Below are 16,096 nucleotides of genomic sequence, written 5' to 3' on the forward strand. Positions count from 1 at the left end.
CCCGTATGCACCGCCGCCCCCCGGGTACCCCGAGCCACCCGGGCGGCTACCGCGAACTGTCCGGCCGCGAGGTCGAGGTGCTCCGGCTGGTGGCGGAGGGCCAGTCGAACAAGGCCATCGGCGTCTCGATGGGCCTGTCCGCACTGACCGTCAAGAGCCACCTCGCCCGCATCGCCCGCAAGCTCGGCACGGGCGACCGCGCCGGCATGGTGGCGGTGGCCCTGCGGACCGGCATCATCCACTGACCGGTTCACTGAGCTGACTGGTTTACGCCCCTCAGCCGCCCGTCGACGGAACGTTCCGTCGGCGGGCGTAGTCCATCCACAGATACCCTTGACACGTGACCGACGCCCAAGAGACCGCAGCAGACAGTTCACTGCGAACCACCGGAGGCGCCCCTCCGGACGACGGCGGATCCTCTGAAGCAGAGGTGCCGATCCCGTTGCTGGAGCCCCGGGACGGAATTCCGCCCGTGATCGCCGACGCGACGTCGCTCGCCGAGGTGATCGCCGCGTTCGCCGCGGGCAGCGGGCCCGTCGCCGTCGACGCCGAGCGTGCCTCCGGTTACCGCTACGGGCAGCGGGCCTATCTGGTCCAGTTGCGCCGCGAGGGCGCGGGCAGCGCGCTCATCGACCCCGTCGCGTGCCCCGATCTGTCGGGCCTCGGCGAGGCGCTCTCCGGAGTGGAGTGGGTGCTGCACGCCGCGACGCAGGACCTGCCCTGCCTCCGCGAAATAGGCATGATCCCCAGCCGCATCTTCGACACCGAGCTGGCCGGCCGGCTCGCCGGGTTCCCGCGCGTCGGCCTCGGCGCGATGGTCGAGGGCGTCCTGGGCTTCGTACTCGAGAAGGGGCACTCCGCGGTCGACTGGTCGACGCGTCCGCTGCCCGAGCCGTGGCTGCGCTACGCCGCGCTCGACGTGGAGCTGCTCGTCGACCTCAGGGACGCGCTGGAGAAGGAGCTCGACCGGCAGGGCAAGCTGGAGTGGGCCCGGCAGGAGTTCGACGCGATCGCCTCGGCGCCCCCGCCGGAGCCGCGCAAGGACCCGTGGCGCCGCACCTCCGGTATGCACAAGGTGCGCCGCCGCCGGCAGATGGCGGTCGTACGGGAGCTGTGGCAGGCCCGGGACCGGGTCGCGCGGCGCCGGGACATCTCGCCGGGCAAGGTGCTCGGTGACGCGGCGATCGTCGAGGCCGCGCTCGCCCTGCCGGCGAACGTGCACGCGCTCGCCGCGCTGAACGGCTTCGGGCACCGTATGGGCCGGCGTCAGCTGGAGCAGTGGCAGTCCGCCGTGGACCGTGCGAAGACGCTGCCGGACGCCGAGCTGCCGCAGCCCGGACAGCCGGTGACCGGTCCTCCGCCGCCGCGCGCCTGGGCCGAGAAGGACCCGGTGGCTGCGGCCCGGCTGTCCGCCGCGCGTGCGGCGGTGTCGGCCCTGGCGGAGGCCCTGGCCATGCCGCAGGAGAACCTGATCACCCCGGACACCGTCCGCCGCGTGTGCTGGGAGCCGCCTGCAGAACCGGACGCCGAGTCGGTCGCGGCCGCGCTCGCCGGGTACGGGGCGCGGCCGTGGCAGGTCGAGCAGGTGACCCCGGTGCTGTTGTCGGCGCTCACTTCGTCGCGCGCCGAGTCGAGAGAGTGAAGCCGTTGCAGAGGTGACTTGCTCTTCCACCTCAGGGAGGTCAGGGAGAGAGATTCTGGCCTGCTCTCTCGGTGCGGTGCCGCTACGCGGCTTGGGCATCGGGCGAGCTTCCTTGGGGGCGCCCCCCCCACGCGAGCGGAGCCGCGCGTGGGGGAGGGTCAGCCCACGTCGAACCGTCGCGTCGGTAGCGGGCATCCGCTGCAGATCGGGCGCCGGGTCGCTCCGCTCGGAGCGTCGGATGGACTCCCTGCCGTAAGAAAGGTGCGGGTGGTTTGTGGCTGGTCGCGCAGTTCCCCGCGCCCCTTCAGGGACGCGGCCTCCCGAGCGGAGTGCAAAAACTCGTGTGACCTTCGCCGCTCCCGGCGGGGGGACTGGGCAGCATGGTTACCCGTAAGTAGCATGAGGGGTGAGCGCGCGCTCAGGCCGCGTGTGCCGCGCAGTAGTGCCATCCCGCATCTGGAGGAGAGCCATCGTGCCTCGTACCGTCAGGGACGTCGTCTTCGTCGACGGCGTCCGTACCCCGTTCGGCAAGGCGGGCCCGAAGGGCATCTACCACGAGACCCGTGCCGACGACCTCGTCGTGAAGGCGATCCGGGAGCTGCTGCGCCGCAACCCGGGTCTCGACCCGAAGAAGGTCGACGAGGTCGCCATCGCCGCGACCACGCAGATCGGCGACCAGGGCCTGACCATCGGCCGCACCGCCGGCATCCTGGCCGGGCTGCCGCAGTCCGTGCCCGGCTACTCGATCGACCGCATGTGTGCCGGTGCGCTGACCGCCGTCACCACGACCGCGGGCTCCATCGCCTTCGGCGCGTACGACGCCGTCATCGCCGGTGGTGTCGAGCACATGGGCCGCCACCCGATGGGCGAGGGCGTGGACCCGAACCCGCGGTTCGTGAGCGAGAAGCTGGTCGACGAGTCCGCCCTGTTCATGGGCATGACCGCGGAGAACCTGCACGACCGCTACCCGCACATCACCAAGCTGCGCGCCGACGAGTACGCGGTGCGCTCGCAGGAGAAGGCCGCCAAGGCGTACGCCAACGGCAAGATCCAGGCGGACCTGGTGCCGATCTCCGTACGCCGCACCAACGCGGAGGCGGGTGAGACGGGCTGGGGCCTGGTCACCGCCGACGAGCCGATGCGTCCGGGGACCACCCTGGAGAACCTGGCCGGGCTCAAGACCCCGTTCCGCGTCCACGGCCGGGTCACGGCCGGTAACGCGGCCGGTCTCAACGACGGCGCCACCGCCTCGATCATCGCGTCCGAGGACTTCGCCCGCGAGAACGACCTGCCGGTCAAGATGCGCCTGGTCTCGTACGCCTTCGCGGGCGTCGAGCCCGAGGTGATGGGCTACGGCCCGATCCCGGCGACCGAGAAGGCCCTCGCCAAGGCGGGCCTGTCGATCGAGGACATCAACCTCTTCGAGATCAACGAGGCGTTCGCCGTCCAGGTCCTGGCCTTCCTGGACCACTACGGCATCGCGGACGACGACGCGCGCGTCAACCAGTACGGCGGCGCCATCGCGTACGGCCACCCGCTGGCCTCCTCGGGTGTGCGTCTGATGACGCAGCTGGCCCGCCAGTTCGAGGAGCAGCCGCACGTCCGCTACGGCCTGACCACCATGTGCGTGGGCTTCGGCATGGGCGCGACGGTCATCTGGGAGAACCCGCACTTCGAGTCCGCCGGAGGCGACAAGTGAGCACCACCGCTGAGCTGTTGAAGGGTGCCGCCGAGCTGTTCCCCGGCGAGGTCGTCACCGAGGCGCACGTACGCCACCTGGATCTGCCCTTCAACGCGGGCCGTTTCGCGCTCATCACGCTGGACAACGGCCTCGACCACACCAAGCCGACCACCTTCGGCCCGGCCTCGCTGGCGAACCTGAACACCGCCGTCGACCAGGTCGAGAAGGAGGCCGCGGCCGGGGAGATCGTCGGTGTCGGCATCACCGGCAAGCCGTTCATCTTCGCGGTCGGCGCCGACCTCAAGGGCGTAGAGCTCCTGAAGAGGCACGAGGACGCGCTGGCCATCGGCAAGGGCGGCCACGACGTCTTCAAGCGCCTCTCCGCGCTGGCCGTGCCGACCTTCGCGTACTACAACGGCGCGGCCATGGGTGGCGGCGTCGAGGTCGGTCTGCACTGCCAGTACCGCACGGTGTCGAAGGCGCTGCCGGCCTTCGCGCTCCCCGAGGTGTTCCTGGGCCTGGTCCCGGGCTGGGGCGGCTGCACGCTGCTGCCGAACCTCATCGGCGCGGACAAGGCCGTCTCGGTCATCATCGAGAACTCGCTCAACCAGAACAAGCAGCTCAAGGGCCAGCAGGTCTACGACCTCGGCATCGCCGACGCGATCTTCGAGGGCGCCGACTTCCTGGAGCAGTCGCTGGTCTGGACGGCGTCCGTCCTCAAGGGCGACATCGAGGTCGAGCGCGCGGTCATCGACCGCGGTGAGGCCTGGGACCAGGCCGTCGAGCGCGGCCGCTTCATCGCCGACAGCAAGGTGCACGGGGCGGCCCCGGCCGCGTACCGGGCGCTGGACATCATCGCCAAGGCCAAGAACGGCGACCTCCAGCAGGGGTACGACGCCGAGGACGCGGCCCTCGCCGACCTGATCATGGGTGGCGAACTGCGCGCCGGCATCTACGCGTTCAACCTCCTCCAGAAGCGCGGCAAGCGTCCCGCGGGCGCCCCGGACAAGAACCTGGCGCGTCCGGTCACCAAGGTCGGCGTCGTCGGCGCCGGTCTGATGGCCTCGCAGCTCGCGCTGCTCTTCCTGCGCCGCCTGGAGGTGCCGGTCGTGCTGACCGACATCGACCAGGAGCGCGTCGACAAGGGTGTGGGCTACGTCCACGCCGAGATCGACAAGCTGCTCGGCAAGGGCCGGATCAACCAGGACAAGGCCAACCGTCTCAAGGGCCTGGTCAGCGGTGTGCTGGACAAGGCCGAGGGGTTCTCGGACGCCGACTTCGTCATCGAGGCCGTCTTCGAGGAGATCGGCGTCAAGCAGCAGGTGTTCGCGGAGGTCGAGGCGGTCGCCCCGGCGCACGCGATCTTCGCCACCAACACCTCCTCGCTGTCGGTGTCGGAGATGGCGTCGAAGCTCAAGAACCCCGAGCGGGTCGTGGGCTTCCACTTCTTCAACCCGGTGGCGGTCCTGCCGCTCCTTGAGATCGTCCGCGGTGAGCAGACCGACGACGCCTCGCTGGCCACGGCGTTCGCCGTCGCCAAGAAGCTGAAGAAGACGGCGGTTCTGGTGAAGGACGCTCCGGCGTTCGTCGTGAACCGCATCCTCACCCGCTTCATGGGCGAGATCCAGAACGTCATCGACGAGGGCACGCCGGTCGAGACGGCGGAGAAGGCGGTCGAGCCCCTGGGCCTGCCGATGTCTCCCCTCGTCCTCCTGGAGCTGGTCGGCCCGGCGATCGGCCTGCACGTCTCGGAGACCCTCAACAAGGCGTTCCCGGACCGCTTCACGGTCTCCTCGAACCTCAAGGCGGTCGTCGAGGCGGGCAAGCGCGGCTTCTACGTGTACGACTCCGGGAAGCCGGAACTGGACCCGGAGGTCGCCGCGCTGCTGAAGCAGGGCGACACGGTGCTGACGGAGGACCAGGTCCGCGCCCGCGTGCTGGACGCGGTGGCCCAGGAGATCGGCATCATGCTCGACGAGGGCGTCGTCGCCGAGGCCCAGGACATCGACCTGTGCCTGATCACGGGCGCCGGCTGGCCCTTCCACCTGGGCGGCATCACGCCGTACCTGGACCGCGAGGGCGTCGCCGAGAGGGTGAACGGGAAGCGGTTCCTGGAGCCGGGCGTGGCCTCCGTCCCCGTGTAGGACCCGTACGAGCCCGTACGACACTCATGCCCGGCACGCCAACTGGCGTGTCGGGCATCGGCGTTACTGGAAGGTGACGGGGCGCCACGCCTCCAGGGCGAGGCCCGGCTCGGCCTTTCGGTGGGTTGTCAGGAGTTCGCCGCCGGCCGGCTGGAGTGTGGCCGCCACGATCTGTCCCTGGTGGTCCTTGCCCAGCGACACCTGTGTGTCCGGGGGCAGTTGGGGTCCCGACTCGGTCCACCAGGCTCCGGCGGACTCCTGCTCGGTCGGGTAGGCGGCGAAGGCGACACGGCCGCTTCTGGAGCGCTGGGCGAGCAGAGTGCAGTCGACGCCGTCGAGCGTGAAGCGGAGGGCGGACACCGGCCCGGGTCCGGCGCACCGGATGAGCGCGACGGGCTCGGTGCCGGGCCGCCAGGCGCACAGGGTGTCCGACTCGTCCGTGAAGAAGACGGTCACGTGCTCGTCGGAGGTGGCGAGGGCCCGCAGCGTGCCAGGTCGGGCCGCGGCCTTCAGCGGCTCGTCGTCGAGCGCGGGTATGTGGCCAGATCCCGCCTGCGTCCAGCGCAGGATCCCTTCCGGCGAGGTCGCGTACAGCTCCACGCGGCCCGACAACCTTGTCACGGCTGCCAGTTCGCCCTCCACCTCACGGCCCTTCAGGTCACGCCACGGGCCCCAGCCGCCGCGCTCCTTCTGGCCGCGCATGCTGACACCGCCACCCGCGTTGGGCACGAAGACATGGGCGCGGCCCTCCGCGTCGACCGCGACGGCCGGTACGCCGGTCTGCTCCCCCTTCTTGTTGGGGTGGCCGAGCCGGTTCCAGTCGAGGGCGGCGAGATGCGGGCGGAAGTGCGTGGTGTGGACGAGTCCCGCCTCCTGCGGGCCGGTGGGACGCCAGGAGACCAGGTGGGCGTAACCGTCGGTTCCCTGGCCCACGGCGAGCACGGGATGCAGGCGCTGGTCGCCGCCCACCGTACGGGGCGCGATCCACGAACTCCCCGGCGTTCGCTGGGCCCAGCACCACACGGCCTCGTCCCGGGGAGCGTAGGCGCTGAGTCGGCCGTCCCGGCCGCGTATGAGCCAGGAGCCGTTCACTGTACGGACCATCGACACTCCCCCACTCTAGTCGGGCCCACGGGGTCCGCCCCGTGCGACCCTGGCCTCATGAACGCCCCTCTCCTCATGATCGTCGATGCCGCGAACGTGGTCGGCTCGGTGCCCGACGGGTGGTGGCGGGACCGCCGGGGAGCGGCGGAGCGCCTGCGGGACCGGCTGGTGCCGTACGCCGACGACGGGCTGCCGGACTTCCCGGGTCCGCTGGAAGTGGTCCTGGTGGTCGAGGGAGCCGCCCGCGGGGTCTCATCCGTGTCGGGCGTACGGGTCGACTCGGCGCCCGGCAGCGGCGACGACCGCATCGTGGAGCTGGCCGCCGAAGCCGCGGGGCGCCGTTGCCTGGTGGTCACGGCCGACCGCGAACTGCGGGACAGAGTGGGCGCGTTGGGCGCCGAGGTAACCGGCCCGCGAACCGTCCGCGCCCCTTAAGGGGCGCGGGGCTGTGTCAATGTGCGGCTCCGCCGCGATGGGGGTCCCCCCGCTCGAGCGAAGCCGAGAGTGGGGGAGCGACCAGCCACAACGAACCCGCAGATTCCAGGCCGCCCTCCAGCGGAGCGCTCAGGTTTCCTCTCCGCCCGGCGGCTTGACCACGTCGTCGACGCTGACTTCCTTGCGCCGGCCGAGGAGGCTGTGGGAGCGGCCGTAGAGGAAGTAGACGAGGAAGCCGGCCGCCATCCAGATACCGAACCGCACCCAGGTCTCGGCGGGCAGGTTCAGCATCAGCCACAGCGAGGCGCACACCGACAGGATCGGAATGAACGGCACCCACGGGGTGCGGAAGGACCGGTGCAGGTCGGGGCGGGTCCGGCGGAGGATGAGCACGCCGATGGCGACGACCACGAAGGCGAACAAGGTGCCGATGTTCACCAGCGCGGCGAGTTCGTTCAAGGGGGTGAAGCCCGCGAGGATCGCGATGACCACGCCGAGCAGGATGGTCGGCCGGTGCGGGGTCTTGAACCGGGGATGGACGCGCGAGAAGAAACGGGGCAGGAGTCCGTCCCGGCTCATCGCGAAGAAGACACGGGTCTGGCCCAGGAGAAGGATCATGCAGACCGTCGTCAGGCCGACTGCCGCGCCGAAGCTGATGAAGCCCGCGTACCAGGGATGCCCGGTGGCCTTGAAGGCGTCGGCGAGCGGGGCGTCGACGGACAGTTGGCTGTAGTGCTGCATGCCCGTCACGACGATCGACACGGCGACGTACAGGGCCGTGCAGATGAAGAGGGAGCCGAGGATGCCGCGCGGCATGTCGCGCTGCGGGTTCTTGGTCTCCTCGGCGGCCGTGGCCACGATGTCGAAGCCGATGAAGGCGAAGAAGACGACGGAGGCGGCGGTGAAGATGCCCATCACACCGAAGTTGGAGGGCGCCCAGCCGAACATCAGCTGGATCAGCGGGGCTTGGAGGCTCTCACCCGGTGGCACATCCTGCGCCTTCGGGATGAACGGGTCGTAGTTGTCGCCGTCGATGAAGAAGGCACCCGCGATGATCACGACGAGGACGACCGTCACCTTGATGGCGACGACGATCGAGGTGATCCGCGCGGACAGCTTCATACCGAGGACGAGGATGGCGGTGAGCACCAGGACGAGGGCGGCGGCGAGGATGTCGAAGCCGAAGTCGCCGGCGCCCTCTCTGCTGCCCAGCGCCGCGGGCATCTCCCAGCCCGCGTTGTCCATGAGCGACTGGATGTAGCCGGACCAGCCGACGGCGACCACCGCCGTGCCGAGCGCGAACTCCAGGACCAGGTCCCAGCCGATGATCCAGGCGGGCAGTTCGCCGAGAGAGGCGTACGAGAAGGTGTAGGCGGAGCCGGCCACCGGAACCGTGGAGGCGAACTCGGCGTAACAGAGCGCGGCGAGCGCGCAGACGACCCCGGCCGCGGTGAAGGCCAGGGCGACGGACGGACCGGCGTTGTTCTTGGCGACCGTGCCGGTGAGGACGAAGATGCCGGTGCCGATGATGACACCGACGCCGAAGACGGTCAGATCCAGGGCGGACAGGGACTTCTTGAGCGCGTGCTCCGGTTCCTCTGTGTCCAGGATGGACTGCTCGACCTTCTTCGTCCTGAAGAGGGTGCTGCTCACGGGCGTACCTCCCACGCTTGTCGTCCTCGACATGATCGAGAGGGGGCGTGGAGCGTATGCCCCGGCACGAGGAGTTTCACGCGAATGGGCCGGTTCCGCCACCGTAAAGAATGGTGGCACCGGCCCATCCGGCTGCTTCAGTCCCGTCAGTGCCGTCAGTCGCGCGCGGGCTCCACCGCGTCGACCTCGGCCGCCTCACGGTGAAAGCGGCCGTCGAGCCTGGAGACGAGCCCGGTGACCTGGCGGGCGATGTCCGGCGCCGTCAGGCCGATCTCCGCCATGACCTCCTTGCGGGAGGCGTGGTCGAGGAAGCGCGGCGGGATGCCGAAGTCACGCAGCGGAACGTCGACGCCCGCGTCGCGCAGGGCCTGCGCGATCGCCGAGCCGACGCCGCCGACGCGGGAGTTGTCCTCGACGGTGACGACCACGCGGTGCTGCTCGGCGAGCGGTGCCATGGCCTCGTCGACGGGCTTGACCCAGCGTGGGTCGACGACGGTCGTGGAGATGCCCTGCTTGTCGAGGAGGTCGGCGATCTCCAGGCACATGGGCGCGAGCGCGCCGACGGAGACCAGGAGGACGTCCGGGGCGTCGGTGCCGGGCGCGCGCAGCACGTCCATGCCGCCGACGCGGCCCACGGCCGGTACGGCGGGCCCCACGGCGCCCTTGGAGAAGCGGACCACGGTCGGCGCGTCGTCGACCTCGACGGCCTCGCGCAGCTGGGCGCGGACCTGGTCGGCGTCGCGCGGCGCGGCGAGCCTGAGGCCGGGGACGACCTGGAGGATCGACATGTCCCACATGCCGTTGTGGGAGGCGCCGTCGGTGCCCGTGATGCCCGCGCGGTCCAGTACGAAGGTGACACCGCACTTGTGCAGGGCCACGTCCATCAGGACCTGGTCGAAGGCACGGTTGAGGAACGTCGCGTACACGGCGAAGACGGGGTGCAGGCCGCCGGTCGCCAGACCCGCGGCGGAGACCGCGCCGTGCTGCTCGGCGATGCCGACGTCGTAGACGCGGTCCGGGTACGCCTTGGCGAACTTCTCCAGGCCGACCGGCTGGAGCATGGCGGCCGTGATCGCGACGACGTCCTCGCGCTCCTTGCCGAGCTTGACCATCTCCTCGCCGAAGACCGAGGTCCAGTCGGCGCCGGAGGAGGCGATCGGCAGGCCCGTGTCCGGGTGGATCTTACCGACGGCGTGGAAGCGGTCGGCCTCGTCCTGGAGGGCGGGCTGGTAGCCGCGGCCCTTCTCGGTGAGGCAGTGCACGATGACGGGCCCGCCGAAGCGCTTGGCGCGGGCCAGCGCGGACTCCAGGGCCTCGATGTCGTGGCCGTCGATGGGGCCGACGTACTTCAGGCCGAGGTCCTCGAACATGCCCTGCGGGGCGATGAAGTCCTTGAGGCCCTTCTTGGCGCCGTGCAGGGTCTCGTAGAGGGGCTTGCCGACGACCGGGGTGCGCTCCAGCACCTCCTTCGTACGGGCCAGGAAGCGCTCGTAGCCGTCCGTGGTGCGCAGGGTGGCCAGGTGGTTGGCGAGGCCGCCGATGGTGGGGGCGTACGAACGCTCGTTGTCGTTCACGACGATGACCAGCGGGCGGTCCTTGGCGTCCGCGATGTTGTTCAGCGCCTCCCAGGCCATGCCGCCGGTGAGGGCGCCGTCGCCGATGACCGCGACGACGTGATCGTCCTTCCGCAGGATCTGGTTCGCCTTCGCGAGGCCGTCGGCCCAGCCCAGGACCGTGGAGGCATGCGAGTTCTCGATGACGTCGTGCTCGGACTCGGCCTGAGAGGGGTAGCCGGACAGGCCGCCCTTCATCTTCAGCTTCGAGAAGTCCTGACGGCCGGTGAGCAGCTTGTGGACGTAGGACTGGTGTCCCGTGTCCCACAGCACTTTGTCCTTCGGGGAGTCGAAGACACGGTGCAGAGCGATGGTGAGCTCGACGACACCGAGGTTGGGGCCGAGGTGGCCGCCGGTCTTGGAGACCGCTTCGACGAGGAAGGTCCGGATCTCCTCGGCCAGCTGGTCCAGCTGCTCCGGGCTGAGCCGGTCCAGATCGCGCGGTCCCCTGATACGGGTCAGCAGCGGCACCCGTGCCTCCTTGCAGTAGAGCTGTTCGAGCTTTCGCCAAGTCCGACGAGTCTAATGTCGCCCACACACAGGGAAGCGCCCGGCACCACCGTTGGGTACCGGGCACTTCAGGCCCCGTTAGGGGCGCGGGGAACTGCGCGACAAGCCACAACGAACCCGCAGCCGCCGAACACCCCCTCCCAACCGAGCTATTGGGCGAACTCTGTTCCTACGCGCGACCAGCGGTCCTCTGCGTCTTGCGAGTGACGGAGTCGATGACAACCGTGGCCAGCAGCACACTGCCCGTGATCATGTACTGGATCGGCGTGGCGATGCCCTCAAGGGCAAGCCCGTACTGGATCGAGGTGATCACCATGACACCGAGCAACGCGTTCCACGTACGGCCGCGACCGCCGAAGAGGCTGGTGCCGCCGATGACGGCCGCCGCGATGACGTTCATCAGAAGGTCACCGGCGCCCGCGCTCTGGTTGGCCGCGGCGATCTTCGAGGCCCAGAACAGACCACCGACCGCGGCGAAGAAGCCCGCGATGGCGAAGACCGAGATCCGTACCGCCGTGACGTTGATACCGGCACGCCGGGAGGCCTCGACGCTGCCGCCGAGCGCGAAGATCTTGCGGCCGTAGCCGGTGCGGCGCAGCACGAAGTCGGTCACGACCAGGACCACGAGGAACAGCAGCAGCGCCAGGGGCAGGCCCTTGTACTGGTTGAACATGATCGCCGCGGCGTAGCCGACGATCGCCAGCAGTCCGGTGCGCAGCAGGATGTCGACGAGCGGCCGGGACGGGACGCCCGCGGCCTCGCGACGGCGGCTGTCCAGGAAGGAGGTGACGAAGAAGACCGCGACCGCGACCGTGGCGAGCCCGTAGGCGGCCGCGACGTCCGAGAAGTAGTACGTCGTCAGCTTGCCGATCACACCGTCGCCGTCGAGGTTGATCGTGCCGTTCTCGCCCAGGAGCTGGAGCATGAAGCCGAGCCAGAACAGCAGACCGGCCAGGGTGACCGCGAACGCGGGCGCACCGATCCTGGCGAAGAAGAAGCCGTGGAGCGCGCCGGCGACCGCGCCGCCGCCGAGGGCCAGGAGCACGGCCAGCCATTCGTTCACGCCGTGCGTGACGCTCAGGACGGCCGCGATGGCACCCGCGACACCGCTGACGGAGCCGACCGACAGGTCGATCTCCCCGAGCAGCAGCACGAAGATGATGCCGACGGACATCATGCCGGTGGCGACCATCGCGACGGCGATGTTGTTGAGGTTCTCGGAGGACAGGAAGTTCGAGTTCAGGCTCTGGAAGATGATGGCGATGGCGATCAGGCCGATGACGACCGGGAGCGAGCCCAGGTCACCGCCGCGGATCTTGCGCCTGAACTCGATGATGTAGCCGGCGAAGCCGCGCTCACGCACCAGCAGCCGCGGGTCGACGGCGACGTCCGCGCCGGCGGCCGCCTCCGGGTTCTCGACCACTACGTCGGTGGTCTTCGGGGCGGTGTCCTGTGTCTTGTCGATGCTCACTTCTGTACCTCCCCGTTGCCGCGCGCCGCACGACGGGTCACGGCGTTGTCCGTGGCGCCCGTGATGGCGGAGATGATCTCCTCCTGCGAGGTCGTCTTGACCTCGAAGACACCGTTGTTGCGGCCGAGGCGCAGCACGGCGACCTTGTCGGCGACGGCCTTCACATCGGCCATGTTGTGGCTGATGAGGAGCACGGCGTGGCCGCGTTCGCGCAGCCGCTCCACGAGGTCGAGGACCTGCGCGGTCTGCTCGACACCGAGGGCCGCGGTGGGCTCGTCGAGGATGACCAGCTTGGGCGCGCCGAGCATGGAGCGGGCGATCGCCACGGTCTGCCGCTGGCCACCGGAGAGCGAGGCGATCGGGATACGCACACTGGGAATGCGGATCGACAGCGTCTGCAGCAGCTCGCGGGAGCGGCGCTCCATCTCGACCTCGTCGAGGACGCCGCGCCTCTTCAGCTCGCGGCCCAGATAGAGGTTGCCGACGACGTCGATGTTGTCGCACAGCGCGAGGTCCTGGTAGACGGTCGCGATGCCCAGGTTCTGGGCGTCGTGCGGCTTGTTGATCTGGACGGACCTGCCGTCCCACTCGATGACACCCTCATCGATGGGGTGCACGCCGGCGATCGTCTTGACCAGCGTGGACTTACCGGCGCCGTTGTCGCCGACCAGGGCGACCACCTCACCGCCGTGGACCTCGAGCTCTACATCGGTGAGCGCCTGGACGGCACCGAACCGCTTGGAGACCCCGCGCAACGCCAGCACAGGCGTAGCGGACACGTGAACCATCTCCTTCGCCGCCTGATCCGGCGGGAGGTTGTGCAGAAGTTTGGGGGGGTGTTCCGTCCGGCGCCCCGCGCGAGCTTGCGGGGCTGATGATGGCGGGGCGCCGGAGGAGCTTGGAGTACGCGAGTCCCGTACGGGAATTCCCGGGCCCGGTACGGGAATTCCAACCTAGCGAATTCCCGTACGCGGAAAGGGACTCGGCCGTACTTACCTGCGTACCTACTTGAGGCCGATCTGGTCGCAGGCGGCCTTGAACTTGGCCGTGCAGATCTCGTCGACCGTGTAGATGCCGTCCTTGATGACCGTGTCGTTGATGTTGTCCTTGGTCAGCGAGAGGACCGGGACGAGGACCGACGGGACACCCTTGGTGGTCGGGCTGTCGACCTTCGTCTTGGCGACGGAGTCGAGCTTCTCGCCCTTGGCGAGGGCGACGGCCATCTCCGCGGCGACGTCCGCCTCCTGCGGGTAGGGCTTGTACACGCTCATGTACTGCTCACCCGCGACGATGCGCTGCACACCCGCAAGCTCGGCGTCCTGGCCGGTGACCGGCGGCAGCGGGGAGACACCGGCGGCCTTCAGGGCGGTGATGATGCCGCCCGCCATGCCGTCGTTGGCGGAGTAGACACCGACGATGTTGTTCTTGCCGACCGCGGAGATCGCGCCTTCCATGTTGGCGTTGGCGTTCTCCGGCTTCCACTCCTTGGTGTCGTACGACTTGGCGATGTCGACCTTGCCCTGGAGCTGGGACAGCGCGCCCTTCTTGAACTGGGCGGCGTTCGGGTCGGTGACCGCGCCGTTCATCATGACGATCTTGGCGGAGGGCGTGGCCTTGTCGCCGAGGGCGTCCAGGAGCGCCTTGCCCTGGACGCGGCCGACCTCTTCGTTGTCGAACGAGACGTAGCCGTCGATGTCGCCCTGGGCGAGACGGTCGTACGCGACGACCGGGATGTCCTGCTCCTTGGCCTTGTTGACGGAGTTCTCGATGGCCTTGGAGTCCACCGCGTCCACGATCAGCACGTCCACCTTGTTGGTGATCATCGTGTCGACCTGCTGGTTCTGGGTGGTGGCGTCCTGCTTGGCGTTGGCGTAGACGACCTCGCCCTTGTTGTTCGTGAGCTCCTTGACCTTCTTCTCGATCAAGGGCTTGTCGAACTTCTCGTAACGCGCGGTCTGGTTCTCCGGAAGGAGCAGACCGACCTTGATCGCGTCGCCCTTGCTCGTGGTCTCGTCGTTGTCGCCGCCGGCTTCCCCGGCTTCGCCACAGGCAGCCAGCGAGACGGCCAACGCACCTGCGGCAACGGCAATGGCGGCACGACGCATACGCGTGTTCACTTCAGAAACCTCCCTGACGAGGCCGCGACGTTGCGGCCGAGGTGGCTGGAAGTCAACTCGGCCTATAGTGCGACGTCAAGAAGTAAATCCTTAACGAGATGGCAACGGTGCCATCCGTTCTCTAAGTGAAGGCAGGAGTAGCCGCGGGCAGGGTTCCGTCCAAAAGGGTTGAATCACCCATCTCGCTGAGTGCGAGAGCGAGTGCCCCGAGGACCTCTGCCCGACCGCCAAGTGCCCCTGGAAGAACGGATAGTTGACGCGCCGCGCTGGGGATCGCGTAACGGCCGACCGACTCCCTTATGGGCCCGAGTACCAGCTCACCGGCCTCGGCGAGATCACCGCCGAGGACGACCCGGCTCGGGTTGAGCAAGTTGCAGAGATTGGCGACTCCACTGCCGATGTGTCGGCCGACGTCGGCGATCACGCGACGACAGCCAGGGTCGCCGTCCCGCGCCAGCCGCACGACGCCTTCCATCGTCAGATCCGTGCCGTGACTGGACTGGAGCAGCGGCAGCACATAGCGCGCGGCCGCGAAGGTCTCCAGGCAGCCCCGGTTTCCGCAGCGGCAGACGGGGCCGGACTCATCAAGAGTAATATGACCGATTTCTCCCGCGGTGCCACCTGGTCCGCGGTAGATCCGGCCGTTGATCACCAGGCCGGCGCCGACACCGCTCGCGACCTTGATGTACGCGAGGTCCCTGACCCCCCGGCCGCTCCCCCAGACCAGCTCGCCGAGGGCGCCGAGGTTGGCGTCGTTGTCCACGTGCACCGGCACGCCGAGCCGCCCCCGCAGCTCCTCGGCGGGCTTGGTGCCGGTCCAGCCCGGCAGGATGGCGGTCGAGCCGAGGGTGCCGGACTCCACGTCGATCGGCCCCGGCACGCCGAGGCCGACGCCCGCGATCTTGGCACGGTCGACGCCGGTGGCCTCGATCAGCCGGCTGACCAGCTGTTCGGCCCGGTCGAAGCCCTGCGCGGCGGAGGCGTCCACGTCGAGGGGCTCGGACTCCTCGGCCAGCACCTGGTGCGCGAGATTCCCGACTGCGACGCGCAAATGCGTGTGCCCGAAGTCGACGCCGATCACGATGCCGGCGTCGCCGCTCAGACTGACGCTGCGGGCCCGCCTGCCGCCCGCCGATGTGGGCGTGACCTCGACCGTTCCGCCGTCCTTGAGTTCGCGGACGATGTTGGAGACCGTCGCTGCGGACAGGCCCGTCGTCCTCGCGATCTCCGCCTGCGTGAGCGAACCGGCCAGGCGCACCGCACGTACGACCCGTTCGAGATTTGCTCGGTGCAGCGACGACTGTGACCCCGGAGTCTCCATCGACTCATCCACTCCTGCCCTCAGCCGGACGACCATGATGCCGTCCGTGGCCCGGGTCACAGCAGCGGAACCCGAGCACTTACAAGTTGTGAACTCCAAACTCCGCTGAACGTGTTACCGCCGTCAAGTCCTTGAGGGAAAATCCGGTGAACGGGGGTGTGTCCGGTCCGGGCAGGTTTCGGGCCCGATTCGGGGTGGATTCGGGCGCGATCCGGGCTGGGATCGGGCATCGGACGCGGATCGCGTCCCGCGGCGTGCGCGGTGGGCTGTGCGGTGCGATGTGCCTCACGAACCTGCAGGTCACAGGGGTGACGGGTCCGCCGTTCGGTGGGGTTTTTCGCCCCCGCCGCCCCTACCCGTCCCGTCCCTGGGGGCTGCGCCCCCAGGGACGGGACGGGTAGGGGC

At 69.3% G+C, this 16,096-nt stretch carries 12 protein-coding genes; 5 read left to right on the plus strand and 7 right to left on the minus strand.

The window, feature by feature from the left end; translation table 11 throughout:
* From G5C60_RS41770 to G5C60_RS41785, 4 genes are all read left to right on the plus strand, one after another.
* On the plus strand, positions 1-245 hold a 245-nt coding region (locus tag G5C60_RS41770; RefSeq protein WP_165267859.1), incomplete at its 5' end, for a response regulator transcription factor.
* Between the two features lie 95 nt (positions 246-340).
* Complete coding sequence (locus G5C60_RS41775; protein WP_165267861.1) at positions 341-1,642, plus strand: HRDC domain-containing protein; 1,302 nt, start codon at positions 341-343, stop codon at positions 1,640-1,642.
* A gap of 472 nt (positions 1,643-2,114) precedes the next feature.
* Positions 2,115-3,341: an acetyl-CoA C-acyltransferase gene (locus tag G5C60_RS41780; RefSeq protein ID WP_165267863.1), complete on the plus strand. Its 1,227-nt coding sequence runs from the start codon at positions 2,115-2,117 to the stop codon at positions 3,339-3,341.
* Entirely contained in the window at positions 3,338-5,467 is a 2,130-nt protein-coding gene (locus tag G5C60_RS41785; RefSeq protein ID WP_165267865.1) for a 3-hydroxyacyl-CoA dehydrogenase NAD-binding domain-containing protein, read from the plus strand. Before G5C60_RS41780 ends, G5C60_RS41785 begins: the two co-directional genes overlap by 4 nt.
* A 63-nt stretch (positions 5,468-5,530) precedes the next feature.
* On the opposite strand, the gene G5C60_RS41790 is transcribed toward G5C60_RS41785, so the two are convergent.
* Complete coding sequence (locus tag G5C60_RS41790) at positions 5,531-6,559, minus strand: DUF8189 domain-containing protein (protein ID WP_165267879.1); 1,029 nt, start codon at positions 6,557-6,559, stop codon at positions 5,531-5,533.
* A gap of 69 nt (positions 6,560-6,628) precedes the next feature.
* On the opposite strand from G5C60_RS41790, the gene G5C60_RS41795 reads away from it, so the two are divergent.
* On the plus strand, positions 6,629-7,006 hold the full coding sequence (locus tag G5C60_RS41795; protein ID WP_165267867.1) for a PIN domain-containing protein: 378 nt from the start codon (positions 6,629-6,631) through the stop codon (positions 7,004-7,006).
* Between the two features lie 129 nt (positions 7,007-7,135).
* Here the strand turns inward: G5C60_RS41795 and G5C60_RS41800 are convergent, their stop codons facing one another.
* The 6 genes from G5C60_RS41800 to G5C60_RS41825 all read right to left on the minus strand — a co-directional run bounded on the left by G5C60_RS41800 (position 7,136) and on the right by G5C60_RS41825 (position 15,691).
* Positions 7,136-8,659, minus strand: coding sequence for an amino acid permease (locus G5C60_RS41800; protein WP_165267869.1), 1,524 nt, complete (start codon positions 8,657-8,659; stop codon positions 7,136-7,138).
* Between the two features lie 155 nt (positions 8,660-8,814).
* Complete coding sequence (gene dxs / locus G5C60_RS41805; protein WP_165267871.1) at positions 8,815-10,743, minus strand: 1-deoxy-D-xylulose-5-phosphate synthase; 1,929 nt, start codon at positions 10,741-10,743, stop codon at positions 8,815-8,817.
* 208 nt (positions 10,744-10,951) lie between these two features.
* Positions 10,952-12,253, minus strand: coding sequence for an ABC transporter permease subunit (locus G5C60_RS41810; RefSeq protein WP_165267873.1), 1,302 nt, complete (start codon positions 12,251-12,253; stop codon positions 10,952-10,954).
* Positions 12,250-13,041 carry an ATP-binding cassette domain-containing protein gene (locus tag G5C60_RS41815; protein ID WP_165267875.1) on the minus strand — a complete coding sequence of 264 codons (792 nt, stop codon included), beginning with the start codon at positions 13,039-13,041 and terminating at the stop codon, positions 12,250-12,252. The genes G5C60_RS41810 and G5C60_RS41815 overlap by 4 nt, the downstream gene beginning before the upstream one ends.
* A gap of 216 nt (positions 13,042-13,257) precedes the next feature.
* Positions 13,258-14,358 carry an ABC transporter substrate-binding protein gene (locus G5C60_RS41820; protein WP_165267881.1) on the minus strand — a complete coding sequence of 367 codons (1,101 nt, stop codon included), beginning with the start codon at positions 14,356-14,358 and terminating at the stop codon, positions 13,258-13,260.
* 133 nt (positions 14,359-14,491) lie between these two features.
* Complete coding sequence (locus tag G5C60_RS41825) at positions 14,492-15,691, minus strand: ROK family transcriptional regulator (RefSeq protein WP_165267877.1); 1,200 nt, start codon at positions 15,689-15,691, stop codon at positions 14,492-14,494.
* Between the last annotated feature and the right edge of the window lie 405 nt (positions 15,692-16,096).

Source organism: Streptomyces scabichelini (assembly GCF_011045015.1).
Lineage (GTDB): Bacteria > Actinomycetota > Actinomycetes > Streptomycetales > Streptomycetaceae > Streptomyces > Streptomyces scabichelini.